The sequence below is a fragment of the Weizmannia sp. WK01 genome, from assembly GCF_025905465.1.
Classification (GTDB): domain Bacteria; phylum Bacillota; class Bacilli; order Bacillales; family Bacillaceae_C; genus Weizmannia; species Weizmannia faecalis.
Genome location: NZ_CP109616.1, coordinates 1706907 through 1730697, shown reverse-complemented (window position 1 = coordinate 1730697; position 23791 = coordinate 1706907). Strand labels below are relative to the sequence as shown.

The window sequence follows — 23791 nt, the reverse complement described above, 5'->3', positions numbered from 1 at the left end:
TCATCTTACATTCATTCTTTTGTCATTTAAATAATGGCTTTGACAACTCATTTGATAAGATTTGCTTATGGCTTCTTTACACCCCCGGCATGCCTATTTCATGGACTTGCGCAGAAAAAAGCACACGGGGGCAATCCACCGTGTGCCTTAAGGAAAATGATTTATTTTGCAGCGACTGTCACTTTGTCGGTGTCTTCTTTTTTGTTCCGGATGGTGGCCTGTGCAGCGGCGAGCCTTGCGAGCGGTACGCGGTAAGGCGAACAGCTGACGTAGTTCAGGCCGGTTTTGTAGCAGAATTCGATCGAGCTTTTTTCCCCGCCGTGTTCGCCGCAAATGCCGGTTTTTAAGCCCGGTTTTGTCTGACGGCCGAGTTTGACACCGGTTTCGACAAGTTTGCCGACGCCTTCCTGATCAAGGACGGCAAACGGATTTTCCGGCAGCACTTTTTGCTCGATGTACTGTTGCAAGAATTTTCCTTCCGCATCGTCACGGCTAAAGCCGAACGTCGTTTGCGTCAAGTCATTCGTACCAAACGAGAAGAAATCCGCTTCTTCTGCAATTTGGTCTGCGGTGAGGGCGGCGCGCGGAATTTCGATCATCGTGCCGACCGTATAATCGAATTTCAAGCCTTTTTCCTCCATGACCTGATTCGCCATGTCCGTCACAAGCGCGCGCATCCGTTTCAGCTCATTCACATGGCCGACAAGTGGAATCATAATTTCCGGCTGAACTTTTATCCCTTTTTGCAGAACGGCAGCGGCAGCGTAAAAAATCGCCTTGACCTGCATTTCGTAGATTTCAGGGAAAATCACGCCGAGCCGGCAGCCGCGGTGGCCGAGCATCGGATTGAATTCAGCAAGATGCTGGACTTTTTTCAGCAAGTATTCTTTTTCTTCCAGTTCTTTTGATTCTGGTGCCGTAAGCTGCAGTTTTGTTACTTCTACGAGCAGTTCTTCCTTATCCGGCAAAAATTCGTGCATTGGCGGATCGAGCAGGCGGATTGTCACCGGATGGCCGGCCATTTCCTCAAAGATGCCTTCAAAATCGCCCTGCTGCATCGGAAGCAGTTTATCTAAAGCTTTTTCGCGTTCTTCCAAAGTCTCGGCGAGGATCATTTCCTGAACGATCGGCACGCGCTTAATATCCATGAACATATGCTCCGTCCGGCAAAGGCCGATGCCGTCTGCACCGAATTCGAGCGATTTTTTCGCATCCGTTGGGTTGTCAGCATTGGCGCGCACGCCGAGATCGCGCACCTCATCCGCCCATTCAAGCAGCGTTTTGAATTCGCCGGAAAGCTCAGGGTCAATCATCGGGACTTCGCCGAGCATCACTTCACCTGTCGAACCGTCAATCGTGATGACATCCCCATAACGGACAACGGTGTCACCGACCGTAAATTGTTTTGCTTTCAAATCGATTTTCATAGATTCGCAGCCGCAGATGCACGCTTTCCCCATCCCGCGCGCGACAACCGCCGCATGGCTCGTCATCCCGCCGCGGCTTGTCACAACCGCCTGGGATGCAACAATGCCGTGAATATCATCCGGTGTCGTTTCGGGGCGGACCAAAATCACTTTTTCCCCTTCCTTGCCGAGCCGTTCCGCTTCATCAGCATCAAACACAACGGTGCCGGTTGCAGCTCCAGGGGATGCCGGCAGCCCTTTTGCAAGATGGTTTTTAGTCGCGGAACCATCAATGCGGCGGTGCAAGAGCTGGTTCATCTGATCCGGATCGACTCTTAAAAGCGCTGTCTTTTTATCGAGAATGCCTTCCTTCACCATTTCAACGGCGATGCGGATCGCAGCCTGCGCCGTCCGTTTGCCGTTCCGGGTTTGTAGCAGGTACAGTTTGCCGCGTTCCACCGTAAATTCAATATCCTGCATATCTTGGTAATGTTCTTCCAATAATTTGCTTGTTTTTACAAACTGGCGGTACACTTCCGGCATGTCTTTTGCCAGTACCTGGATCGGCTGCGGGGTGCGGATACCGGCAACGACATCTTCGCCTTGGGCATTGATTAAATATTCGCCGTACAGCACGCGTTCGCCTGTTGACGGGTTCCGTGTAAAAGCGACGCCGGTTCCGGAATCATCCCCCATATTTCCGAATACCATGCTTTGGATATTGACAGCGGTCCCAAGATGGTCCGGAATTTTATTCAGGCGGCGGTATACAATGGCACGCTGGTTATTCCACGAATCAAAAACGGCATTTACGGCAAGGTACAGTTGCGTTTTCGGGTCTTGCGGAAAATCCTGTTTCGTATGTTTTTTAACGATCTTTTTATAGCCGGCAATGATGTCTTTCCAGTCTTCCGCAGTCATTTCCGGATCAGCTGTATACCCTTTTTGTTCCCGGGTTTGTTCAAGCAAATGTTCGAAATGGTATACCTCGATCCCGAGCACCACGTCAGAAAACATTTGGATAAACCGGCGGTACGAATCATAGGCAAAGCGCGGATTGCCGGTCAGTTTCGCAACGGCTTCCACGGTCTCATCGTTCATGCCGAGGTTCAGTACCGTATCCATCATCCCCGGCATCGAAAATACAGAGCCGGAACGGACGGAGACGAGCAGCGGGTTCTCGTTCCCGCCCAGTTTTTTGCCGGTTTTTTCTTCCAGTTTCAAAAGCGCTTCTTCCATTTGTGTTTCGACTGCATCTGAAATTTTTTTGCCGTTTGAATAATAGTCATTGCATGCCTCGGTTGTAATCGTGAATCCGAACGGCACCGGCAGGCCGATGTTTGTCATTTCCGCCAGATTGGCTCCTTTGCCGCCAAGCAGGTCACGCATATGGCTGTTCCCTTCGTTGAACAAGTAGACAAATTTTGTCATTTGAGCAGCTCCTCCCTGTTTTTGAACATTTCAATAATAAGGCTTGCTGTTTCTTCCACCGCTTTGTTCGAAACATCAATGATCGGGCATCTGAGTTTCCGCATCAAATTTTCCGCGTATACAAGTTCTTCATAAATCCGTTCAAAGCTCGCATAATTGGCGTCCGATTTTAAACCCATTGCTTTGATCCGTTCTCTTCGGATTTCATTCAGTTTTTCAGGCGATATCATCAGCCCGACGCATTTTTCCCGTGGGATGGAAAACAACTCATCAGGCGGCGCGATTTCCGGCACGATCGGAACATTTGCCACCTTAAAGCTGTGATGTGCCAAATACATCGACAACGGTGTTTTCGACGTCCGGGAGACGCCGAGTAGGACAATGTCCGCCTTTTTCAGTCCGGTTGGATCGCGCCCGTCATCATATTTCACGGCAAACTCAATTGCTTCAATTTTTTTAAAATATTCCTGATCCAGCTTGCGCATTAACTTCGGACGGTGGTACGGCTCCTTGTGAAACTTTTTCATAAAAGCTTCCATCAACGGATTCATCAGGTCGACCGCAATGATCCCTTCTTCGCTGGCACGGCGGTCAATGTATGCTTTCAAAGGGGTAACGACGATCGTGTAAGCAATGATGGCATTTTGTTTTTTTGCCGTCTCAATCACCGGTTCGATATCGTCTGTTTCTTCCACATGCGGATGCCGCCTGATTTCGATGTGTCCGCCGTTAAACTGCGCAGCAACCGCTTTTACAACAAATTCAGCCGTTTCTCCGACCGAGTCCGAGATGATATGCACAATTTCTTTTTGTTCCATGTATGGTTCCCATCCTTTTCGAACCGGAAAATGGCTCCGTATGTATATGGTTTCTTTTCACTGCCCCTCCCGTATGCCATCAGTATATGCACTGTTTGACAAATGTGTTATACTTATCGTTCATTAGTATAACACATTTAAAAGGATGCGTGAACCATTTTACCGGTTTTTTTAAAAAATTTTTATTTCATGTAAAACAGGCAACTGCTGTGCACCGTTTAAAAATTTTTATGCTGCCTGATTCTCTCCGGCGCGGATTTTCTCCCGGATCATCACCGTCCCGAGCACGCCAAAAAGCGAAAAGAACGCCGGGATTAAAAAGCCGTAATGATAACCGACCACACTCGCTTCAGCATGAAAATGGTCCAGCACTTTTCCAAACAAGCTCGGCAAAAGCACCGCGCTTAAAAAGCCGCCGGTATTGGCAAATCCGGAAACCGATCCGACTTCCCTTACGTCAAAGGAGTGGCGGACGACCGCAAACGTCAGCGCGCTTGCACCATTACCATATCCGATGACAAACATTAACAGCACCGCGAAAAATAACGGCGGTTTGCCCCCGCTCAAAAAGAAAACCGTCCATGCCAGAAAAATCAGGGTTTGAATCAGCAAATATGGCTTCTTCCTTGAACCGAGTCTGCTTGCGATCCATCCGGTAACCGGCGCGCCGATAATTGCTCCGATTAATCCTGTCATGACCAGCTGGCTCGCTTCCGGGCGGTTCATGCCGAAAATATGCATCCCGTACGGCACAGCCCATGTACCAATAAAACCAACATATGTGCCGACAAGGCCGAAATGGCATAAAAATGCAGCCCACGCCTGCCTGCTTTTCAAGATCCGCTTTAGAACCAAAAGCATTTTTTCATGGCGGACTTTTGTATTCGCATGCGTTCCCCCTTCCCGCTTTTGCGGGAGTCGGATCAGCACGACATACAGCATCACCGTACTTGCGAGGAGCAGAATACCGGTTACAAAAAACGGCTGGCGCCATCCCGAAGCTGAAATCCAGGCCGTTAGCGGAACGGTTGCGAGCAAAGAACCCACGCTTCCGGCCATGCCGGCATAACCGATCAGCCCGACAAACTCTTTCGCATAAAACCACTGACTTAAAATCAAGACAAGATTAATCCAAATGGTCGCATCTCCCATGCCGGCAAGCACCCGGGATACGAGCAAACAGGCTTCATTCGGCGAAATGCTGTATAAGAACGTGCCGATGCCACTGAATAAAGTGCCTGTGACCAAAAAAACGTTCGGCCCGAACCGGTCGGAAAAAATCCCAATCGGAATTTGCAGCCCCGCATAAGCGAGAAACTGCGCACCTGTCAATAAACCGATGACGGACGCTGTCATATGAAACTCGCTCATCAGTTTATCCGAAATCAAGCCTGGCGCCGTTCGCTGGCTGACAATCACCATGTAGGAAAACAGCACCGCGAAAAAAACAACCCATCTGTACTTGCTTTTTTGTCTGTCCAATCTGCTCTACCCCTGTTTTGTTTGTAATTTATTACTATTATAATCTATTTTTGCGCAAAAACATTTTCAATTTTCGAATCCGCAATAAAAAAACTCCCCCGCCGGGAGTTTTTTTATGCGTTTGTAGGCTGCCATTTGGCACGAACCAGGATCCATTTTCCGTCTTTAAAATACCATGTTGCCTTTACATCACCCAGTCTATCTGCATGGTAGGCACCGCTTACTTGCTGGAAACCTTCGAGCCCGACGCCTTTTTTGCCTTTTATTTTCACCGGTTTGTAAACCGCCGCCGGATCGATCATCAGTTCAAACGGCTCATTGAGCATTCCGTCCTTTCGGTAAATACCGAGCCGGATATAATCTTTTTTCCGTTTTCTTAAATCAATCAAAAATGTTTCGTTCGTATTTTCAATGTTGAGCCTGGCCGACAATGCATTTTCAAATTTGCCGCTAAGCTTTAACACGGGCGGCATCGGCAAATGTTTTAAAATGCCGCCTTTCAGCGTATCGAGGCGGTACTGGTTTATGCCCCCGCTTCCGCCGCTGTTGCTTGATCCAAGCATGTCCTTTACGCCGTCATGGTTGAGATCGATGAACTGGATTTCCGGTTCATACCCAGGCTCATACGGCAATTTATATTTCTTTCCTTCCGACGTGGCAATCCGCGCCCAAATTTTTTTCATATACGGGCTGCCGGCTGCAAACGGGATGCCTTCCAATACAATCGCATCCTTTTTTCCGTCGCCGGTTACATCCGCCTCGTACCGGTGAATCACCGTTTTGCCGGCTTTCGTCTTCCCGCCCGCGTCCGCGATCACAACCGTGCCGGCTGCCATAAACCATAATGCGAGCAGTGCAAGCATGTATTCTTTTTTCATCTTCTCACCCCGCATCCGTTTTCCTTTAGGATACGCCGCAAGAATAGAATTATGTAAAACTTGCCTGAAGATGAAAAAAGTGTTTGCCGAAAACGGCAAACACTTTTTTCAATCGTTTTCTTCCGCAGCACCCTCTTCCGGTTCCTGCTTCCATACTTCTGCCACTGTCCCGTTCTCTTCTTCATCAATGGCAAATGAGCCATTTGAATAACGGTCATGGTCGCGCAAATCATGGAGCCGAATGTCTTCCTGATGCCCTTTTTCCGTGATGACCGAGACGGTTTCATCGTCGCCTGCAATCACGGCTCCGGCGATCCGGTGCGGATGGGCTTTTAATTCGCGCAGCATGATGACACCGCGTTTGGCCCGGCTTGTTTTGTCAAATTCGGACACTTTCATCTTCTTGACGGCTCCTCTTTGGGTGGCAATAAATACTTTGTCTTTTTCCGGATCTTCAATGATTTTCCCGCTAACGAGCCTGTCGCCTTCTTTTAGGTTCATGCCTTTTACCCCTGCTGCCCGCTGGCCGACAACGCTGATTTCCGCTTCATCAAACCGGAGCCCGTAACCGAGGCGGGAAGCGAGGAAGACTTCTTTCGAGCCGTCTGTCAGGTGAACATCGAGCACTTCATCATCGCCCTTTAAGTTGATTGCAACGAGGGCTTTCGAATAGCGCTGTGCCTGGTATTGCTGCAATTCCGTTTTCTTCGCCATGCCGTTTTTCGTGAAAAACAAAATAAACTGCGGCTGGTTGAAATCTTCAATCGGGAGCACTTTGATGATGCCTTCATCGCGTTCAAGCGTCACAAGATTGGAAACATGCTGCCCGAGATCTTTCCAGCGGATATCCGGCAGTTCATGGACCGGCAAATAGATATAGCTCCCTTTATTTGTGAAAAGCAGCACCGTCTGGACGGTATTGAGCTGCTGTTTAAAGAGCAGGCGGTCGCTATCTTTAATAGCAAGGTCCCGGCCGTTTGAAGCGGTATATGAACGGAGGCTTGTCCGTTTGATATAACCGTCTTTTGTAATGGTGACCATCACATCTTCATTCGGGATCATCGCTTCCAGATTGATTTTTAATTCCTGTATTTCCGCTTCAATCGTTGTCCTTCTGTTATCCGCGTATTTTTTCCGGATATCTCTCAGTTCTTTTTTGATCACCGTAAACAGTTTTTTCTCACTGGATAAAATCGCGAGATAGGTCTCAATTTTTTTCTCAAGGTCTGCCGCTTCATTCTCCAGCGTCGTAATATCCGTATTGGTCAGGCGGTAGAGCTGCAGCGTGACAATCGCTTCAGCCTGGGGTTCGGTAAAAGCAAACTTTGCGATTAAGTTCGCTTTTGCATCTTTTTTATCTTTGGATGCCCGAATCGCCGCAATGACTTCATCCAGGATGGAAAGTGCCTTCATCAGGCCGTCAACAATATGCTTGCGGTCACGCGCTTTTTTGAGATCGAATTCCGTCCTTTTTGTGACCACTTCTTTCTGGTGTTCAATATAAGCATCGAGCAGTTCACGGAGGCCCATCAGCTGCGGCCGACGGTTATGGATGGCCACCATGTTGAAATTGTATGATACCTGGAGATCGGTGTTTTTGAATAAATAATTCAGGACGCTATCTGCATCCGCATCTTTTTTCAGTTCGATCACAATCCGGAGCCCGGTCCGGTCGGTTTCATCGCGGACTTCAGATATGCCTTCCACTTTCCGGTCAATCCGGAGCTCGTCGATTTTTTTGACAAGATTGGCTTTATTGACTTCATAAGGAATCTCTGCGATGACAATCTGCTTTCGCCCGCCGCGGATCTCTTCGATCGATGTCCTGCCTCTTACGACCATTTTGCCTTTTCCGGTTTCATACGCTTTTTTAATTCCGTCAATTCCCTGGACAATGCCGCCTGTTGGAAAATCAGGGCCTTTTATGACCGTCATCAAATCTTCTACCGTACAGTCCGGGTTTTCCATCCGCATGATGGCCCCGTCAATGATTTCCCCGAGGTGATGCGGCGGAATTTCAGTTGCATATCCAGCCGAGATGCCGGTCGATCCGTTCACGAGCAGGTTGGGAAACCGGGCGGGCAGCACAACCGGCTCATTTGCGGTATCATCGAAATTCGGGATAAATTTAACCGTTTCTTTATCAATATCATGAAGGAGTTCGGATGCAATCGGAGCGAGCCTTGCTTCTGTATACCGCATAGCCGCGGCCGGGTCGCCGTCAATGCTCCCGTTATTGCCGTGCATCTCGATGAGCACGTTTCGCAGCTTCCAGTCCTGGCTCATCCGCACCATCGCTTCATAAACGGAAGAATCCCCGTGCGGATGGTAATTGCCGATGACGTTGCCGACCGTTTTTGCCGATTTCCGGAAATGCTTGTCAGCAGTGTTGCCCTCTACATGCATCGCATAAAGAATCCGCCGCTGCACCGGCTTCAGGCCGTCCCGCGCATCCGGAAGGGCACGATCCTGGATAATATATTTGCTGTACCGGCCGAAGCGGTCGCCCAGCACCTCTTCCAAAGGCAAATCTTGAAAACGTTCAGCCGTCTTCATCCGTTCATGTCCCCTTCCTCAATCATCAAATTCTCATTGTCTAAAATATTGGTGTCGTCTTCAAGCCCGAATTCCACATGGCTTTCAATCCATTGCCGACGCGGTTCGACCTTATCGCCCATAAGCGTGGTCACCCGCCGTTCAGCCCGGGCCGCATCATCAATACGGACACGGATCAAAGTCCGCGTTTCCGGATTCATCGTCGTTTCCCAAAGCTGGTCGGCGTTCATTTCACCGAGCCCTTTATAACGCTGCAGGATATAGCCACGCCCGACTTTTTTGATCGTTTCATCCAGTTCTTTTTCGGTCCAAGCATATTCCACGATTTCTTTCCTGCCGGTGCCTTTGCTGACTTTATAAAGCGGTGGCAGCGCGATGTACACTTTTCCCGCTTCAATCAAAGGCCGCATATAGCGGTAAAAGAACGTAAGAAGCAGCACCTGGATGTGGGCACCGTCCGTGTCGGCATCGGTCATAATAATGACTTTGTCGTAATTGACGTCTTCCAAATTGAATTCAGGGCCGACGCCGGCACCAATCGTATAAATAATGGTATTGATTTCTTCATTTTTAAAAATATCCGCAAGCTTTGCTTTTTCCGTATTGATGACTTTTCCGCGCAGCGGCAAAACAGCCTGGAATTTCCGGTCGCGCCCCTGTTTCGCAGAACCGCCCGCGGAATCCCCTTCAACGAGATACAGTTCGTTCCGCTGCGGATTGCGGCTTTGCGCCGGCGTCAGCTTTCCGGACAAAGTCGTTTCCGATTTCTTCCGCTTTTTGCCACTTCTCGCTTCTTCCCGTGCTTTCCTCGCTGCTTCCCTTGCCTGCGACGCCTTGATGGCTTTCCGGATTAAAAGATTGCTCGTATCCGGGTTTTCTTCAAGAAAATAAGAAAGGTGTTCCGAAACAATCGTATCAACTGCAGAGCGGGCTTCACTTGTGCCAAGTTTCCCTTTCGTTTGTCCTTCAAATTGGAGCAGTTCTTCCGGAATGCGGACGGAAATAATGGCGGACAGCCCTTCGCGGATATCCGTCCCTTCTAAGTTTTTATCTTTTTCTTTTAACAGCCCGGTTTTTCTTGCATAATCGTTCACGACGCGCGTCAATGCCGTTTTTGCCCCGGCTTCGTGCGTGCCGCCGTCTTTCGTGCGCACGTTGTTCACGAAAGATAAAATGTTTTCCGAAAAGCCGTCGTTAAACTGAAACGCAAATTCCGCTTCGATTCCGTTTGTTTCCCCCTCGATAAACACAACCGGATGGAGCACTTCTTTTCCTTCGTTCAAGTACTGGACAAAGGCTTCAATGCCGTTTTCGTAGTGGAACAGATCATGCCGCCCGAAACGTTCATCAGTGATTTCAATTTTTAACCCTTTTAAAAGAAAGGCCGATTCGCGCAGCCGTTCGCATAATGTATCGTAGTTAAAAGTGATGGTGCTAAAAATGGACGGGTCGGGTTTAAAATGGATCGTTGTGCCGGTCTTATTGGTTTTCCCGGTTTTCTCGAGCGTTGTTTCCGGTTTGCCGCCGTCACGGAAACGCTGTTCATACACGTAACCGTCGCGATGTATGGTAACAACAAGCCATTCCGACAGGGCATTGACGACGGACGCGCCGACACCGTGCAGGCCGCCGCTCGTTTTATAGCCGCCCTGCCCAAATTTTCCGCCGGCGTGCAAAATCGTCAAGATCACTTCTGTCGTCGGCTTACCGAGCTTGTGCATCCCGACCGGCATGCCGCGCCCGAAGTCCTGGACGCTGATGCTGTTATCTTTGTGAATGTTGACGATGATATGGTTTCCGTACCCGGACAACGCCTCATCCACCGCATTGTCGACGATTTCATAGACAAGATGGTGCAAACCGCGCGCATCGGTCGACCCGATGTACATGCCCGGCCTTTTCCTTACGGCCTCCAGCCCTTCCAGCACCTGGATTGCATCATCATTATATTCCAATATATTTTGTTTCTTCGCCACATCTATTCCCCTTTCAATTGCAAAGCACGTGCACCGGCGTTCATAAGAACAAATATTCGTTCTCATTATAACATCATTTGCCGTTTTTATCATACTCATTTTAACGATAAAACGGAATTTGTAAAAGGGCATGCGGAAATGACGGGAACGGGAGGGGCAAAGCAACGGTTATAAAAACTTCTCCAGTAAACGGCCGTTTTATTGGGAAAATATAAAGAAAGCAAGCGCCCTTTAAGCTGGCGCCTGCTTGAAAAAGCCTATTTTGTCAGGGCATGTTCCACTTTAATGCAGCGGTTCATCACAACGGTATAGCCTTTTTCTTTTAAAAACCGGTATGCTTCCTCGTTTTCGATGCCGAGCTGCGCCCAGAAAACGTCCGCATCGATTTCATCAAACTCCCGTGCCAGCTCCGGCAAATATTCGGGCCGCCTGAAAATATCCACAATGTCCACATGGCCTTCGATATCTTTTAAGCTCGGGACAGCCTTTTCCCCGAGAATTTCCGTTGCTTTCGGATTGACCGGAATAATCTCATAGCCGGCATCCTGCATGGCTTTGGCTACCGTATAAGATGTTTTTTCCGGGTTATTGCTCAAGCCAACCACTGCAATTCGTTTTGCTTTTTGTAAAATTTCCCTGATTTCTTCCCTGCTCGGATTTTCGATTGCCATTTGATCAACACCTCTCCTCGTATAATAAGTTTAAATCCAAAGTGGATGTCAATTTCCAGTTCATTCTGCTGCTCATTGACAAGTGAATATAAGATTTTGTATTCCGGGCTCGCCCGGAATACAAGTTCGGACTTGGACGCTTCGCGATGTTCCCGGATAATGGTCTTAGGATCGTTTGGGTCAATGCTTCCCCTCCTTGTAGCCTGACTACTCGAAAAGTCTGCATCCCCAGGTTCTTGCTTGAACGTCTAACCCGTAGGCCGTTCCTCCGGATCTCCGTGCTGGAAATGAGCAGTTCCAGGCAGCCCACGGCCCGGATGAGTTCTCATACGCGAGGCTGACAGATCGGCAAGCCATCTGGGGATATCCCGAAGCGTCCGATTCCATCGATCCCAATACAGAGAGGAGGAAATCATATGCCCTTATTTGTCGGTATTGACGTGAGCTCCAAAAACCTCGATGCCTGCCTGATGGATGGAATGGGGGAAACGTTGGCCACCCAAACGGTGACAAACAATCTTCCCGGTGCCTCTGAGTTAAGAGACGCCATCCTCCAACATGCGGAGGCGGATGACACCATCCAGATCGCCATGGAGGCCACATCTGTGTATAGTTGGCACCCGGCAATGTTTTTCCATGAAGATCCCGAGCTGAAACAGCGTCGTACAAAGGTGTTTACCCTGAATCCGAAGCTGGTGAGAAATTTCAAAAAGGCTTATGCCGAGATGGACAAGACCGATCCCAAAGATGCCTGGGTAATTGCGGACCGCTTGCGTTTCGGGAGATTGCCGAAATCCGTGATTCAGTCAGAACAATACCTTGCCCTTCAACGGTTAACACGGATGCGCTATCACCTGATTCAAAGTTTAACCCGGGAACAACAGGTATTTTTGAATCATCTGTTTTTCAAATTCAGTGCCTTTAACCTTGAAGTGGATACACCGGTCTTCGGCCATGCCATAACGGAATTTTTGCTTGAGGCCTATAGCCTCGATGAAATTGCCCAAATGCCTCTGGAGGACTTAGCGATGTATCTCCAGACCAAAGGCCATGGCCGCTTTAGCGATCCCAAGGATTTGGCCGCATCCATCCAAAAAGCTGCCCGGTCCTCTTACCGGCTTTCTAAATGTGTGGAGGATTCGATTGACTTGGTCCTGGGCAGTTCTATTGAGATCATCCGGCATCTTAAACGCCAAATCAAGGATTTGGATAAGGCGATTGCCCGCGTTCTTGATGGAATCCCGAATACCCTCCAGACCATTCCGGGAATAGGCCCGGTGAGCTGTGCTGGGATTCTCGCTGAAATCGGCGACATTGAGCGCTTTGACGACCAAGCCGCGATCGCAAAATTTGCTGGATTGTTCTGGCCCCGCCACCAATCGGGTGATTTTGAGGCTGATGACAAAATGCTTGCGCGTACAGGCAATCGTTATCTCCGGTATTACCTGGTTGAGGCTGCCAATCTGGTCCGGCGACACGAACCTGAGTACCGCGCCTTTTACCAAAAGAAATATCGTGAGGTGCATAAGCACTCACACAAACGCGCCCTCGTCTTAACGGCAAGAAAACTGGTGCGCCTGATCGATGCGCTGCTCCGCAACGATCAAATTTATGCGCCGAAAAAGAAGGTGACGCGATGAGGTAACCAGGTAACCATCATCGATAGCCTGAACTTGAAAACTTCCAGATTATTCCAATTATCTGGAGGCTTAGTTCAGTATTGCCATTTTTACGACATAGAGCCAACAAAATTTCCAATTCACTTGTTTTTAACCCTTGACATCACACCGTAGGACTTTCTTGTACTTTCGCCAGTCTGATCCCAACTTAAACATTCGCTTGATCTTTTCCAATTCCTGCTCGGTTAGAAAATCTGCACGGAATCGGCAAAAAATATTCCTCTTTCCTTTAAGAACATGCTACAATAAGCATAGATTTTTTCCAAGGAGTTTTGTACATGAATATTGTCCTGATGATCCTTTTGGCTTACCTGCTCGGCTCAATCCCGACAGGCCTGATCGTTGGTAAGCTTTTTTACGGTATAGACATCCGCGAACACGGCAGCGGAAATCTCGGTGCGACCAATACGTTCCGTGTGCTCGGGTTCAAAGCCGGCAGTGTCGTAACAGTGGTGGATATTCTGAAAGGGACAATCGCCACCTTATTGCCCCACTTTTTTGGCCTGGAGCATACGGTGCACCCGCTTTTAATCGGGATGATCGCTGTTATCGGCCATATGCTTCCGGTATTTGCCAAATTTAAAGGCGGCAAAGCGGTGGCAACTTCCGCCGGCGTTGTTCTTGCCTATCAATGGCCATTGTTTGTCATGGTCATCATCGTTTTTTTGATTACATTAAAATGGAGCAAATACGTTTCGCTTTCTTCTATCATGGCGGCTGTTTTTGGCATCCTGTATACGCTCATTTATATGATTGTAACACATGACTGGCCGCTGTTCGTCATCGTTCTGGCGCTTGCCTCTTTCATTATTTACCGCCATAAAGCCAATATTAAGCGGATTAAAAATAAGACCGAGCCAAAAGTCAAGTGGCTGTAAGGCAGCCATTGTTTCTAAATCTGATGTTTCCTATAACCCGGGGCCGGTAAACGAAGGCAAAAGGTTAGGGAAAAAAACGTGCTTTGGTCTATAATGAAAATGTAAAAGGCAGTTGGAAGGAAGTGGCGGCATGAAAATGCACATTACAGATGAGGCAGTAAACTGGTTTAAAAGGGAACTGGAACTGGACGACGGCGAGTCCGTCCGTTTTTTTGCCAAATACGGCGGCTCCACGCCTGTCCAACACGGGTTTTCACTTGGTGTTCAAAAAGACGTTCCCGACGATCCGGTGGCGGCCGTTGAACGGAACGGCCATGCTTTTTTCATTGAAGGCACGGACGAATGGTATTTTGACGGCCATGATTTGTATATCGGGTATGACCCGAAACGGGATGAACCGGTATATGAATATAAAAAAGGTTAAAACCGGGATCATCCGGCAGCTTTTGCTTTTTTGCTGCCAGTGATGCCGGTTTTTCATTTTAAAAATTTTTTTACTTCCGCAAGGCGCCCTTCTTTTTGCAAAATTTCTCGCTGCTTCCTGCCAAGCAGGTCGAAATGGCTGTAACCGTCTTTACGGACATGAATCCATTCTTTTTTCAGCTGGTAGCGTGCTCCCCATGCAGCGAGTTTCTCCAGATCTTTACAGCCGACTTTTGTGACCGATTTTGCGCCGGGGAAACGGTCGTCCAGCCAAAAATGCGTTAAAAACGCAATCTCCCCGCGGTCAATCGCCGCTTTCCACGCTTTAAGCTGGTTGCGGTGTATGCCAAAAGCCAAATCCATCCCCCCGCTTTATGATTTTTTTGCTTTTTCATATGCTTCATGCCATTTTGGGTAGAGGCGGCGGAACGAAACCGGTCGGAAGCTGTCTTTCTTTACGCAGACATGTGTTGAACTCGCGGCCACGGCAAGGTCGCCGGTTTCTGTGTAAATCTCATAGCCGTACGTTACGCGCAGCCCGTCATATGCATCGACCCATGTTTTTACGGTCACTGTTTCCCCGTAACGGGCCGGTTTTTTGTATGAAATTTGAATATCGATGACCGGCGACAAAATCCCGTCTTTTTCCATATCCGCATAACGGAAGCCAAGGTCTTCGATTAATTTCGTCCGCCCCACTTCCATCCAAATCAGGTAATTGGCGTGGTACACAACCCCCATTTGGTCTGTTTCTGCATACCGCACTTTGACTTCTGTTTCTGATACAAACATCCCGGACACCTCTTTCATATGTACAGTCAATTTTATTTTAGCATAAAGAAAATTCCCCCTCCTAAAAGGATGCCTGATACGGGGCCGGGAAAACTTCGGATGCACGCATGGTCGCAGCAAAAGGAGAGAAAAAACGGCCTTTCCGAGAGGGAAAAGGCGTGGTTCCAAAGAAACGCTGCTGTTTTCCGTCGAAAGGCCGTTTTCGTTTATTGCTGCTGTTTGTATGCGGCTTCGTCTTTTACCTCGGTTCTCATCGCTTCGAGGCTTTCACGGCGCCGCTCATTTTTTTCCTTTATTTGTTGGATTTGCGTTTCATCGCTTGTAACGGCAAGCGATTCTTCCGCGCTTTCCATGTTTTCGATCGTATTGTGGATCATGTTTTGCAGTTTTTCCACATTATCGCTGCGGTCGTCCGGTTTCGGTCGGTTATGCGCCATTGTGTTCTCCTCCTTCGGCTGTGAAAGCTACTCCCCTTTTGTCTGTATCACCTGGGCGTGCTGTCCCGAACGGTCCTGCATCTTCTTCCCCTTATTGCCGGAAAATCCGCGCGGCTGCGTGCCAAGATGATCGGGAACGAAATATTTGCTTTTCTTGTTTGGGTTGCCCATCATATCTCCCCCCTCCTTATACATTTTCCCCAGGAGGAAAGCGGATTATGATTCACAAACAGTGGCTTATTCTGCTAATTTCATCTCGTGTTTCCGGTCCAGCCGTTCTTCTATCCGCATCAGCGCATCCCTGTCGCGCAACAGTTCCTGTTTATTTTCGGCAACAAGATCCGAAAGGGTCTTTTTATGGGTTTTTCTCATATTTGCCACTCCTTACAAGTATTTTTACTTAGTATGGGCAATTATGGGAAAAATTATAAATTTGATTCAAAAAAAGCTGCGGCTTTGGCCGCAGCTTTTTTAAACATTATGATTTTGATTTCACTTCATTTTTGGACTGCTGTAGTTTTTCGCGCAGCACCATTTGCAGGATGCCGCCGTGGCGGTAATAGTCAATTTCTACATCGGAATCGAAACGGACAAGCGCTTCAAATTCCGTTTTCTTCCCGTTTTCGTCGGTAGCCGTCACTTTTATCCAGTCATGCGGTTTAACATTTTCGTCAATATGGACATCAAATGTTTCTTTGCCGGATAAGCCGAGTGTGTCGGCATTTTCCCCTTTTTTGAACTGCAGCGGCAGCACGCCCATGAGAACGAGGTTGGAACGGTGGATCCGTTCAAAGCTTTCCGCAATCACGGTTTTAATGCCAAGCAGGTATGTGCCTTTTGCCGCCCAGTCGCGCGATGAGCCCATGCCGTAATCTTTGCCGGCAAGAACCACAAGGCCGGTGCCGTTTTCTTTATAACGCATGGCTGCATCATAAATCGACGTCACTTCATTCGTCGGCCAGTAAGTCGTGTAGCCGCCTTCCGTACCCGGTGCAATTTGGTTGCGGATGCGGATGTTGGCAAATGTTCCGCGCATCATGACTTCATGGTTGCCGCGACGGGAACCATAAGAGTTAAAGTCACGCGGTTCGACTCCTTTTGACAACAGGTATTTTCCGGCAGGGGTGTCTTTGCCGATCGCACCTGCAGGCGAAATATGGTCCGTTGTCACCGAATCGCCGAATTTGCCGATGACGCGCAGGCTCGACAGCGGCTGTACTTCGCCCGGTTCAGGCGAGAGATTTTCAAAGAACGGCGGATTTTGAATGTAAGTCGATTCTGCATCCCATGTATACAACGGTTCGTCGCTCGTTTCGATCGCATTCCACCGTTCATTGTCGGTAAAGACGTTTTCATATTGTTTGCGGAACAGTTCCGGCGTGACGACTTTTTGAACATTTTCTTTGATTTCATCCGCTTGCGGCCAAATATCCTTCAGGTAGACGTCTTGGCCGTCTTTGTCTTTGCCGATCGGGTCATGGTTTAAATCGATATTCACCGTTCCTGCGAGCGCATAAGCAACGACAAGCGGCGGCGAAGCCAGATAGTTGGCTTTGACAAGCGGATGGATCCGGCCTTCAAAATTCCGGTTCCCGGAAAGGACACTCGTTACGAGCAAATCATTGTCCATAATGGTTTTTTCAATTTCTTCCTTCAACGGGCCGGAGTTTCCGATACAGGTTGTACAACCGTAACCGACCAGGTTAAAGCCGAGTTGTTCGAGGTACGGCATTAAACCGGAGTCTTTTAAGTAGCCGGTCACGACTTTTGATCCCGGCGCGAGCGATGTTTTCACATATTTCGGCACTTCCAGCCCTTTTTCAACCGCTTTTTTCGCAAGCAGGCCGGCCCCGAGCATAACGTAAGGGTTTGAAGTGTTTGTGCAGCTCGTAATCGCTGCAATGGCGACTGCGCCGGTTTTTATCGCAGCTGTTTCGCCGTTGTTAAAATGGATCACAGCTTCTTTATCGAGCTCTTTTTCATCCAGTCCGAAACCTTGGTTGCCGGCAGGCGCCGTAATCGCTTTTTGGAAAGCGGACTGCATTTGCGATAACGGAATCAAATCCTGCGGGCGTTTCGGGCCGGAAAGGTTGGCTTCAATTTCAGAAAGGTTCAGTTCAAGCACATCCGTATAAACCGGGTCTTCTTTGTCCGGCGTAAAGAACATGCCGTTTTCTTTCAAGTAAGTTTCCACCACTTTTACATGTTCTTCGCTGCGGCCGGTTAAGCGCAAATAGGCAAGCGACTCATCGTCAACCGGGAAGAAACCGCAAGTTGCCCCGTATTCAGGCGCCATGTTTGCAATCGTCGCACGGTCTGCAAGCGGCAGCGTTGAGACGCCCGGGCCAAAGAATTCGACAAATTTGCCGACCACGCCTTTTTGGCGCAAAAGCTGGGTGACTTTTAACGCAAGGTCGGTTGCGGTTGCCCCGTTCGGAAGCGATCCGGTCATTTTTACGCCGATAACTTCCGGAATTGGGAAATACGAAGGCTGGCCGAGCATGCCGGCTTCCGCTTCGATACCGCCGACACCCCATCCGAGCACCCCGAGTCCATTGACCATTGTCGTATGGGAATCGGTCCCGACGAGGGTATCCGGATACGTTTCATATTCGCCGTTTTCCAGTTCTTTTTCATGGACGACACTTGCCAGATACTCAAGGTTTACCTGGTGGACAATCCCCGTTGCAGGCGGAACGGCACGGTAATTGTCAAACGCTTTTTGGGCCCAGTTTAAAAATTTATAGCGTTCGGCATTGCGTTTGAATTCAAAATCCATATTCACCTGAAGGGCATCCGGCGCACCGTATTTATCAACCTGAACCGAGTGGTCGATCACAAGGTCAACCGGTACTTCCGGATTGATTTTATCCGCGTTTCCGCCCAAATCAGCCATCGCTTTGCGGAGCGATGCAAGATCGACAACAACTGGAACACCGGTAAAATCCTGCAAAATAACGCGTGACGGCTTAAACGGGACTTCTTTGTCCTTTACTTCATCCGATCCCCATTTTGCCAAATCTTCAACATGTTCTTTCGTAATCGCGCGGCCGTCCATTTGGCGGAGCACCGATTCAAGCAGCACTTTAATCGAATAAGGCAGGCGCGACACATTGGCGATTCCTGCGTCTTGCAGCGCTGTTAGGCGGTAATAGTGATAGCGTTTCCCATTTACTTCAAAAATGGAACGCGCTTTAAAGACATCATTGGACATGTCTTTTCCCCCTTTGTCAAGATTCATATTTTCATCATTTAAAAGATTAACAGAATGATTCGTAAAAAACGCCTCACAGTTTCATCTTATTACAAGAAATGACATAAGTAAATAACAATAATATTATTGTGTGTGATAAGTTTTAATTATATCACCTGTCGTTTGGTTTGCAAAAAATTTATCGGCAAGGTATGATTTTTCCTTTATTCAACATACTGAAACTGTGGCCAGGGAGGTGAGCCTTGTGACAAGACAGAAAGCAAACCATATCCGGCCGGGCATGAATACGGCAAAAGCGCAAGGGAAAGGCGCCGGATACAATGAAGAATTTTCAAACGAGCCTTTAACGGAAAAAGAAAGACAGTTTAACAAAAAACGCAAGAAAAACCAGTAGCATGGGATGGCAAAGAAATCAGCTTTATGGGCTGATTTCTTTGTTTTGGCCATTGAGAATCTTTATCAATATAATATTAATGTTTTTCTTTAGATGGCCCAGTCCCCATTGCGGAATACCGGCACAACGGTTCCATCCTGCTTGATGCCGTCAATATTCATATCAGCAGAGCCGATCATGAAGTCAACGTGGACATTGGAGACATTCATGCCGTGTTTTAACAGTTCTTCTTCGCTCATTTTCGTGCCGCCCTGGATCGTTGTCGGATAGGCTGCACCAATGGCCAGGTGGTTCGAGGCATTCTCGTCAAACAATGTATTGAAAAATGTAATGCCGGACTGTGAAATCGGCGACGGATCCGGTACAAGCGCAACTTCCCCGAGCCCTGTTGCACCCTCGTTTTCAAACACGAGTTTTTTGATCGCTTCTTCGCCTTTTTCAGCAGAAATATCGACGATTTTCCCGTCTTTAAAGTGGACAACAATGCCTTCGATTAAAGTGCCTGCATAACTTAATGGTTTTGTGCTGCGCACGACGCCTTCCATCCTGTGCGTATCCGGTGCAGTAAACACTTCCTCCGTTGGCATATTGGCAATGAATTCTTCGCCTTTCGGGTTCACGCTGCCCGCACTGGCCCAAATATGGTTTTTCGGAAGGCCGAGTGTAAGGTCCGTCCCCGGCGCCGTATAATGAAGGGCATCGAATTGAATGTCGTTTAACTTCGCCGCTTTTTCATTTAACGTCTGTTTATGCTGTTCCCAGGCGGCAACCGGGTCGTCCGCGTAGACACGGCATGTTTTAAAAATCTGATCCCAAAGCGCATCGACTTGTGCTTCTTCGGTTTCTAAATCCGGGAATACTGCTTTTGCCCATCCGGCCCCCGCCGCTGCAGCAACCGTCCATTTGATATCGTCATTTTGCGTGGCAACCCGCTGCGCTTTGAAAGCTTTCGCTGCTGTATTTTGATAAGCGGCCACTTTGTGCGGATCGACATCATTGAGCAGGCCGGGATCGCTTGAAAGAATAGACAGCCGGCTCACTTTATGGTTAAGCACATGGTCTTCCGTCTCGGCAATTTTGTAATCCGGAATATGTGTCAGCACTTCCTGCGGCTGATTCAGATAATGCTGTTTTGTAATTTCATCATCCGACCATTCGACGATTACTTTTTCCGCGCCTAGTGCATACGCTTCTTTTACGACAAGGCGCGCAAGTTTTGCCTGGTCGACTGCAATATATACTTTTACCCAGTCGCCCTGCTTTACATTGATGCCCTTTGTCACGAGCAATTTCGCATATTTTTGTAAATTCTGTTCAAAATTTGGCAAAGCCATTTCGATTCCCTCCTGTTTATTATTTTTCATATGTATGAACCCCGCCCGGTCGCAGGCTTGATACCATTCTATATTATACCAGATCCGGGCGCAGATGAAAAAAAGCAGGGATCCTCCTCCCCGCTTTAATGCAAATCTGTATGTTTTACGATTGTATCCAAATCGCGCCGGAACTGTTCCAATTGCACCCGTTGCGTTTCGCTCGCCACTTCGAGTGCATTTTCGATCTCTTGGTACGTTTCGTTGATTTCTTCTTTCAAATGGGCGAGCTGGTGCCCGGCGTCTTCACTTCCCATCTCTACATTCTGCAAGATGTCTTCCGTCAAGGCCATGTGCTGCTCGGCCGCTTGGAACGCCTGCTGTTTGTCTTTATGGTAAGGCATTGTCATCTCTCCTTCAAACGATAGTATGTTCAATTTTTTTCATGGTATGCTGTATAACCGCTTTACAAAAAGCAAATTGTATAGTTGGAGGGATGAAAATGGTAAATAAAAACGACGGAAATGATATACGCAGAAACCAGCCAAAAGCAAACAACAGCGGGCAGCCGGAACCGTTAAGCGGCTCAAAAAAGGTTAAAAACCGGAATCATTCAAGGCAAAAGCACAATCCCGGGCATGATCTATAAACTTCAAACCAGAGGATTTCCCGCTTTCCCCTGAAAAGTTCCGCATATTTGTCATTTTAGACGTTTTAGAATACGCCTGCGCATGTTTAGTCTGGTACAAAAAAGGTAATAAGTACACCAAGTTCGATAAAAAGACATGAAACTTAAGTTAACAGGAGGAATGTGAAAATGTCGTTTATTCTATATTTAATCGTAGGTGGGATTATCGGATGGCTTGCAGGATTGATCATGGGCCGGGACATCCCAGGCGGAATTATCGGAAATATTATTGCTGGGATTGTCGGTGCATGGCTTGGCGGCGCAATTTTCGGGAATTGGGGGCCGCATATTGCAGGGATGGCCATCATACCTGCTTTAATCGGGGCCATCATTCTCGTCTTTGTGTTAAGCTTCATTTTAAGAATAGCAAGAAAAGCATAACAGTAAAAAAGGGCGGCCAGAACCGCCCTTTTTTACTTGCTTGCTTTTTCTAAACCTTCTTTTTGATAAAGGTGTACATAATGCATCACTTCGGACACGTATTTACGGCTGTGGTTATACGCAAAAACCGCTTTTTGAATCTGCCCGTTTGCCGCCCCGTTTTTCGACAAATAATTTGCCGCGCTGAAAATCGCATCTTTATCGTTAAACGGGTCTGCTTTCCCGTCCCCGTCCGCATCGACGCCATATCCTCCGTATTTTTTTATGACAGCCGGGTTCGTTTCTTCATTTTTCGGGATGTCTCCTTTTCCAAGGCCGCTGCATGACGGATGTTTCCAGCCGACAAATGTGCACGGCATAAATTGCATCGGGCCTTGGGCGCCGGCCGGCGAGACCATCGGCTTCATCGTTGAAAACCTGGTTTCCACCCGGTGATGAGCGGCAAGCACATACCAGGGAACCCCGTATATTTTCTCTGCTTCCAAATAGATGGACAAATATTTTTCAGGGATTTGGGGATCCGTTTTTTTCTGGATGTTCTCTTCGAAAATAAAATAGGCGCTTAACACGATGACCGGAATAAGCAGGACGATCCACGTTTTACCCCGGTTCCGCTTCTTTTTCTTCCATGTTTTGGGCATTTCCGTTTGAATCCTTTCGTCTTTCCGTTAAAACCTCTCCCCTTTATATTATCGAATGAAAAAGCCGAAATCCATAGAAAGATTCCGGCTTTTTCCCGCATGCATTACTGCACGCCTGCATAATGGTCTTGCAGCTGTTCACGCAATGCCCGTTTTAAAAACTTGCCGACAGACGTTTTCGGGATTTCTTTCATAAACAAAATGTCGTCAGGGACCCACCATGAGGCAAATTGTGTTTTTAAATAATCTTTTAGTTCCGCAGCCGTGATTTTGTTTTCATATTCGCTTTTTAAAACCACACAGCCGAGCGGGCGTTCCTGCCATTTCGGGTGGGGAACGGCAATGACGGCTGCTTCAAAGACCGCTTCGTGCGACATGAGAGCGTTTTCAAGTTCGACGGAAGAAATCCACTCGCCGCCGCTTTTAATCAGGTCTTTTGTCCGGTCGGTAATCTTTAGGTACCCTTCCTGATCCACGACTGCAATATCTCCGGTATACAGCCAGCCATCCCTGAATGCTTCCTGCGTACGCTCGTCATTGTAATATTCATCCGCAATCCACGGCCCTCTTACGATCAGTTCCCCCATTGTTTTTCCGTCCCACGGTACTTCTCCGTTCTCATTGACGACTTTCACTTCAACGCCGGGAACAGGCAGCCCGGTTTTTCCTCTCACATCCACCATTTCGTCCACGGTAAAATGATCCATGCTGCTTTTTAACGTGGCCAACGAAACAACCGGGGTCGTTTCCGTCATCCCGTAGCCGGTCATAAACGGCACTTTGTACGTTTCCTCGTAAGCACGGATCAATCCCTTAGGCGATGCCGCACCCCCGCTTACGATCAGGCGCAGGCTGCTGATATCATACGGCTTTTCCTGCAGCACTTTCAGCATGCCGATCCAAATCGTCGGGACGCCTGCTGTCATCGTGACTTTTTCTTTTTCAATGAGCTGTGCGAGAATTTCCGGTGTAAAAGAAGGCCCCGGCAGCACCTGGGTTGCCCCGAACCAGGTGGCTGCATAGGGAAGCCCCCAGGCATTGACATGAAACATCGGAACGACCGTCATGGCGATGTCGCGTTCCTGAACGCTGAGCTGGTCACTAAGCCCGAGCGCCATGCTGTGCAAATAAAGGCCGCGGTGGGAATAGACAACCCCTTTCGGATAGCCGGTCGTTGCCGACGTGTAGCACATCGCGGCTGGCGCATGTTCATCAAGGTCGTGTAAAAACGGATAACGCTCGTCGCCTTCTTCCAGGATGGCTTCATAAGAGGAGACAGGAAACAAGGTAGTTTCCGGAATCGCCTTCTCATCGCTCATAATGATAAAATGCTCGACCGTTTTCAGGCGATCCCGGATTTTTTCAATCACCGGGACGAGATCTACATCGATCAGCAAAATTTTATCTTCCGCATGGTTAATGACATGGGTGAGGTGGTCTTCTGACAAACGGATGTTAACCATATGAAGGACAGCCCCGCGGCATGGCACGGCAAAATAGGCCTCCAAATGGCGGTGGTGGTTCCATGCAAACGTACCAACCCGGTCTCCTTTTTTCATCCCGAGTTTTTCCAGCGCACTGGCAAGCCGGCGTGTCCGTTTTGCAATTTCACGATACGGAATCCGCTGAATCCCGGTGTGTGTCCGTGAAATAACATATTTTTCGGGAAAATAGCGTTCAGCCCTCTCGATCATGGAAGAAAGCAGAAGCGGCGTCTTCATCATCAGTATCTA

Annotated in this window: 23 protein-coding genes; 6 read left to right on the top strand and 17 right to left on the bottom strand. The window is 48.3% G+C overall.

The genetic code is table 11. The features are described 5' to 3' along the window. Window positions 1-161 precede the first annotated feature (161 nt). The 7 genes from ppdK to OF158_RS07975 form a co-directional block, all read right to left on the bottom strand. Entirely contained in the window at window positions 162-2837 is a 2676-nt protein-coding gene (gene ppdK, locus OF158_RS08005) for a pyruvate, phosphate dikinase (protein ID WP_014098346.1), read from the bottom strand. Then, window positions 2834-3655: a pyruvate, water dikinase regulatory protein gene (locus tag OF158_RS08000; protein ID WP_017550852.1), complete on the bottom strand. Its 822-nt coding sequence runs from the start codon at window positions 3653-3655 to the stop codon at window positions 2834-2836. Before OF158_RS08000 ends, ppdK begins: the two co-directional genes overlap by 4 nt. 228 nt (window positions 3656-3883) lie before the next feature. Next, entirely contained in the window at window positions 3884-5137 is a 1254-nt protein-coding gene (locus OF158_RS07995; protein WP_014098348.1) for an MFS transporter, read from the bottom strand. 113 nt (window positions 5138-5250) lie between these two features. Then, window positions 5251-6015: a hypothetical protein gene (locus OF158_RS07990; RefSeq protein ID WP_151211036.1), complete on the bottom strand. Its 765-nt coding sequence runs from the start codon at window positions 6013-6015 to the stop codon at window positions 5251-5253. Between the two features lie 108 nt (window positions 6016-6123). Continuing rightward, window positions 6124-8571: a DNA topoisomerase IV subunit A gene (gene parC, locus OF158_RS07985; protein WP_014098350.1), complete on the bottom strand. Its 2448-nt coding sequence runs from the start codon at window positions 8569-8571 to the stop codon at window positions 6124-6126. Continuing rightward, window positions 8568-10547, bottom strand: a complete 1980-nt coding sequence (gene parE, locus OF158_RS07980; RefSeq protein WP_026683453.1) for a DNA topoisomerase IV subunit B — start codon at window positions 10545-10547, stop codon at window positions 8568-8570. The genes parC and parE overlap by 4 nt, the downstream gene beginning before the upstream one ends. Window positions 10548-10804: 257 nt before the next feature. Continuing rightward, window positions 10805-11218, bottom strand: coding sequence for a CoA-binding protein (locus OF158_RS07975; protein WP_014098352.1), 414 nt, complete (start codon window positions 11216-11218; stop codon window positions 10805-10807). Between the two features lie 416 nt (window positions 11219-11634). Here OF158_RS07975 and OF158_RS07970 point away from each other — a divergent pair, with 416 nt between their 5' ends. From OF158_RS07970 to OF158_RS07960, 3 genes are all read left to right on the top strand, one after another. Then, complete coding sequence (locus OF158_RS07970) at window positions 11635-12858, top strand: IS110 family RNA-guided transposase (protein WP_014095555.1); 1224 nt, start codon at window positions 11635-11637, stop codon at window positions 12856-12858. A 317-nt stretch (window positions 12859-13175) separates the two neighbouring features. Then, window positions 13176-13775 carry a glycerol-3-phosphate 1-O-acyltransferase PlsY gene (gene plsY, locus OF158_RS07965; RefSeq protein ID WP_017550847.1) on the top strand — a complete coding sequence of 200 codons (600 nt, stop codon included), beginning with the start codon at window positions 13176-13178 and terminating at the stop codon, window positions 13773-13775. Between the two features lie 130 nt (window positions 13776-13905). Next, window positions 13906-14199 (top strand): HesB/YadR/YfhF family protein, encoded by a 294-nt coding sequence (locus OF158_RS07960; protein WP_014098354.1) that lies wholly within the window; start codon window positions 13906-13908, stop codon window positions 14197-14199. Between the two features lie 53 nt (window positions 14200-14252). On the opposite strand, the gene OF158_RS07955 is transcribed toward OF158_RS07960, so the two are convergent. The 6 genes from OF158_RS07955 to acnA form a co-directional block, all read right to left on the bottom strand. Continuing rightward, window positions 14253-14555, bottom strand: a complete 303-nt coding sequence (locus OF158_RS07955) for a hypothetical protein (protein WP_035184938.1) — start codon at window positions 14553-14555, stop codon at window positions 14253-14255. A gap of 15 nt (window positions 14556-14570) precedes the next feature. Next, window positions 14571-14990 (bottom strand): acyl-CoA thioesterase, encoded by a 420-nt coding sequence (locus OF158_RS07950; protein WP_014098356.1) that lies wholly within the window; start codon window positions 14988-14990, stop codon window positions 14571-14573. A gap of 206 nt (window positions 14991-15196) precedes the next feature. After that, entirely contained in the window at window positions 15197-15427 is a 231-nt protein-coding gene (tlp, locus tag OF158_RS07945; protein ID WP_013859310.1) for a small acid-soluble spore protein Tlp, read from the bottom strand. Between the two features lie 27 nt (window positions 15428-15454). Next, window positions 15455-15598 carry an acid-soluble spore protein N gene (locus OF158_RS07940; protein ID WP_014098357.1) on the bottom strand — a complete coding sequence of 48 codons (144 nt, stop codon included), beginning with the start codon at window positions 15596-15598 and terminating at the stop codon, window positions 15455-15457. Between the two features lie 66 nt (window positions 15599-15664). Then, on the bottom strand, window positions 15665-15799 hold the full coding sequence (locus OF158_RS07935) for an FbpB family small basic protein (RefSeq protein ID WP_014098358.1): 135 nt from the start codon (window positions 15797-15799) through the stop codon (window positions 15665-15667). A gap of 106 nt (window positions 15800-15905) precedes the next feature. Next, the gene (gene acnA, locus OF158_RS07930) at window positions 15906-18641 is read right to left on the bottom strand and encodes an aconitate hydratase AcnA (protein ID WP_014098359.1); all 2736 of its coding nucleotides are present in this window, start codon (window positions 18639-18641) and stop codon (window positions 15906-15908) included. A 244-nt stretch (window positions 18642-18885) separates the two neighbouring features. On the opposite strand from acnA, the gene sspO reads away from it, so the two are divergent. Further along, entirely contained in the window at window positions 18886-19035 is a 150-nt protein-coding gene (sspO, locus tag OF158_RS07925; RefSeq protein ID WP_014098360.1) for a small acid-soluble spore protein SspO, read from the top strand. Between the two features lie 89 nt (window positions 19036-19124). Here the strand turns inward: sspO and OF158_RS07920 are convergent, their stop codons facing one another. Both OF158_RS07920 and OF158_RS07915 read right to left on the bottom strand, forming a co-directional pair. After that, entirely contained in the window at window positions 19125-20369 is a 1245-nt protein-coding gene (locus tag OF158_RS07920; RefSeq protein WP_014098361.1) for an aminopeptidase, read from the bottom strand. A 125-nt stretch (window positions 20370-20494) separates the two neighbouring features. Next, window positions 20495-20752, bottom strand: a complete 258-nt coding sequence (locus tag OF158_RS07915) for a hypothetical protein (protein WP_014098362.1) — start codon at window positions 20750-20752, stop codon at window positions 20495-20497. Between the two features lie 98 nt (window positions 20753-20850). Here OF158_RS07915 and OF158_RS07910 point away from each other — a divergent pair, with 98 nt between their 5' ends. Continuing rightward, the gene (locus OF158_RS07910) at window positions 20851-20997 is read left to right on the top strand and encodes a small acid-soluble spore protein P (RefSeq protein ID WP_014098363.1); all 147 of its coding nucleotides are present in this window, start codon (window positions 20851-20853) and stop codon (window positions 20995-20997) included. Window positions 20998-21165: 168 nt separating this feature from the next. After that, window positions 21166-21417: a GlsB/YeaQ/YmgE family stress response membrane protein gene (locus tag OF158_RS07905; protein ID WP_013859301.1), complete on the top strand. Its 252-nt coding sequence runs from the start codon at window positions 21166-21168 to the stop codon at window positions 21415-21417. A 32-nt stretch (window positions 21418-21449) separates the two neighbouring features. On the opposite strand, the gene OF158_RS07900 is transcribed toward OF158_RS07905, so the two are convergent. Then, window positions 21450-22058: a lytic transglycosylase domain-containing protein gene (locus OF158_RS07900; protein ID WP_014098364.1), complete on the bottom strand. Its 609-nt coding sequence runs from the start codon at window positions 22056-22058 to the stop codon at window positions 21450-21452. Window positions 22059-22162: 104 nt separating this feature from the next. After that, the gene (locus OF158_RS07895) at window positions 22163-23782 is read right to left on the bottom strand and encodes a long-chain fatty acid--CoA ligase (protein ID WP_035184942.1); all 1620 of its coding nucleotides are present in this window, start codon (window positions 23780-23782) and stop codon (window positions 22163-22165) included. Window positions 23783-23791 lie beyond the last annotated feature (9 nt).

Excerpts from the sequence above, each read along its gene's own strand:
- ppdK (WP_014098346.1), bottom strand. The coding sequence starts at position 2,837 with ATGACAAAATTTGTCTACTTGTTCAACGAAGGGAACAGCCATATGCGT.
- OF158_RS08000 (WP_017550852.1), bottom strand. The coding sequence starts at position 3,655 with ATGGAACAAAAAGAAATTGTGCATATCATCTCGGACTCGGTCGGAGAA.
- OF158_RS07990 (WP_151211036.1), bottom strand. The coding sequence starts at position 6,015 with ATGAAAAAAGAATACATGCTTGCACTGCTCGCATTATGGTTTATGGCA.
- parC (WP_014098350.1), bottom strand. The coding sequence starts at position 8,571 with ATGAAGACGGCTGAACGTTTTCAAGATTTGCCTTTGGAAGAGGTGCTG.
- OF158_RS07975 (WP_014098352.1), bottom strand. The coding sequence starts at position 11,218 with ATGGCAATCGAAAATCCGAGCAGGGAAGAAATCAGGGAAATTTTACAA.
- OF158_RS07970 (WP_014095555.1), top strand. The coding sequence starts at position 11,635 with ATGCCCTTATTTGTCGGTATTGACGTGAGCTCCAAAAACCTCGATGCC.
- plsY (WP_017550847.1), top strand. The coding sequence starts at position 13,176 with ATGAATATTGTCCTGATGATCCTTTTGGCTTACCTGCTCGGCTCAATC.
- OF158_RS07960 (WP_014098354.1), top strand. The coding sequence starts at position 13,906 with ATGAAAATGCACATTACAGATGAGGCAGTAAACTGGTTTAAAAGGGAA.
- OF158_RS07950 (WP_014098356.1), bottom strand. The coding sequence starts at position 14,990 with ATGTTTGTATCAGAAACAGAAGTCAAAGTGCGGTATGCAGAAACAGAC.
- tlp (WP_013859310.1), bottom strand. The coding sequence starts at position 15,427 with ATGGCGCATAACCGACCGAAACCGGACGACCGCAGCGATAATGTGGAA.
- OF158_RS07940 (WP_014098357.1), bottom strand. The coding sequence starts at position 15,598 with ATGGGCAACCCAAACAAGAAAAGCAAATATTTCGTTCCCGATCATCTT.
- OF158_RS07935 (WP_014098358.1), bottom strand. The coding sequence starts at position 15,799 with ATGAGAAAAACCCATAAAAAGACCCTTTCGGATCTTGTTGCCGAAAAT.
- acnA (WP_014098359.1), bottom strand. The coding sequence starts at position 18,641 with ATGTCCAATGATGTCTTTAAAGCGCGTTCCATTTTTGAAGTAAATGGG.
- OF158_RS07920 (WP_014098361.1), bottom strand. The coding sequence starts at position 20,369 with ATGGCTTTGCCAAATTTTGAACAGAATTTACAAAAATATGCGAAATTG.
- OF158_RS07915 (WP_014098362.1), bottom strand. The coding sequence starts at position 20,752 with ATGCCTTACCATAAAGACAAACAGCAGGCGTTCCAAGCGGCCGAGCAG.
- OF158_RS07910 (WP_014098363.1), top strand. The coding sequence starts at position 20,851 with ATGGTAAATAAAAACGACGGAAATGATATACGCAGAAACCAGCCAAAA.
- OF158_RS07905 (WP_013859301.1), top strand. The coding sequence starts at position 21,166 with ATGTCGTTTATTCTATATTTAATCGTAGGTGGGATTATCGGATGGCTT.
- OF158_RS07900 (WP_014098364.1), bottom strand. The coding sequence starts at position 22,058 with ATGCCCAAAACATGGAAGAAAAAGAAGCGGAACCGGGGTAAAACGTGG.
- OF158_RS07895 (WP_035184942.1), bottom strand. The coding sequence starts at position 23,782 with ATGATGAAGACGCCGCTTCTGCTTTCTTCCATGATCGAGAGGGCTGAA.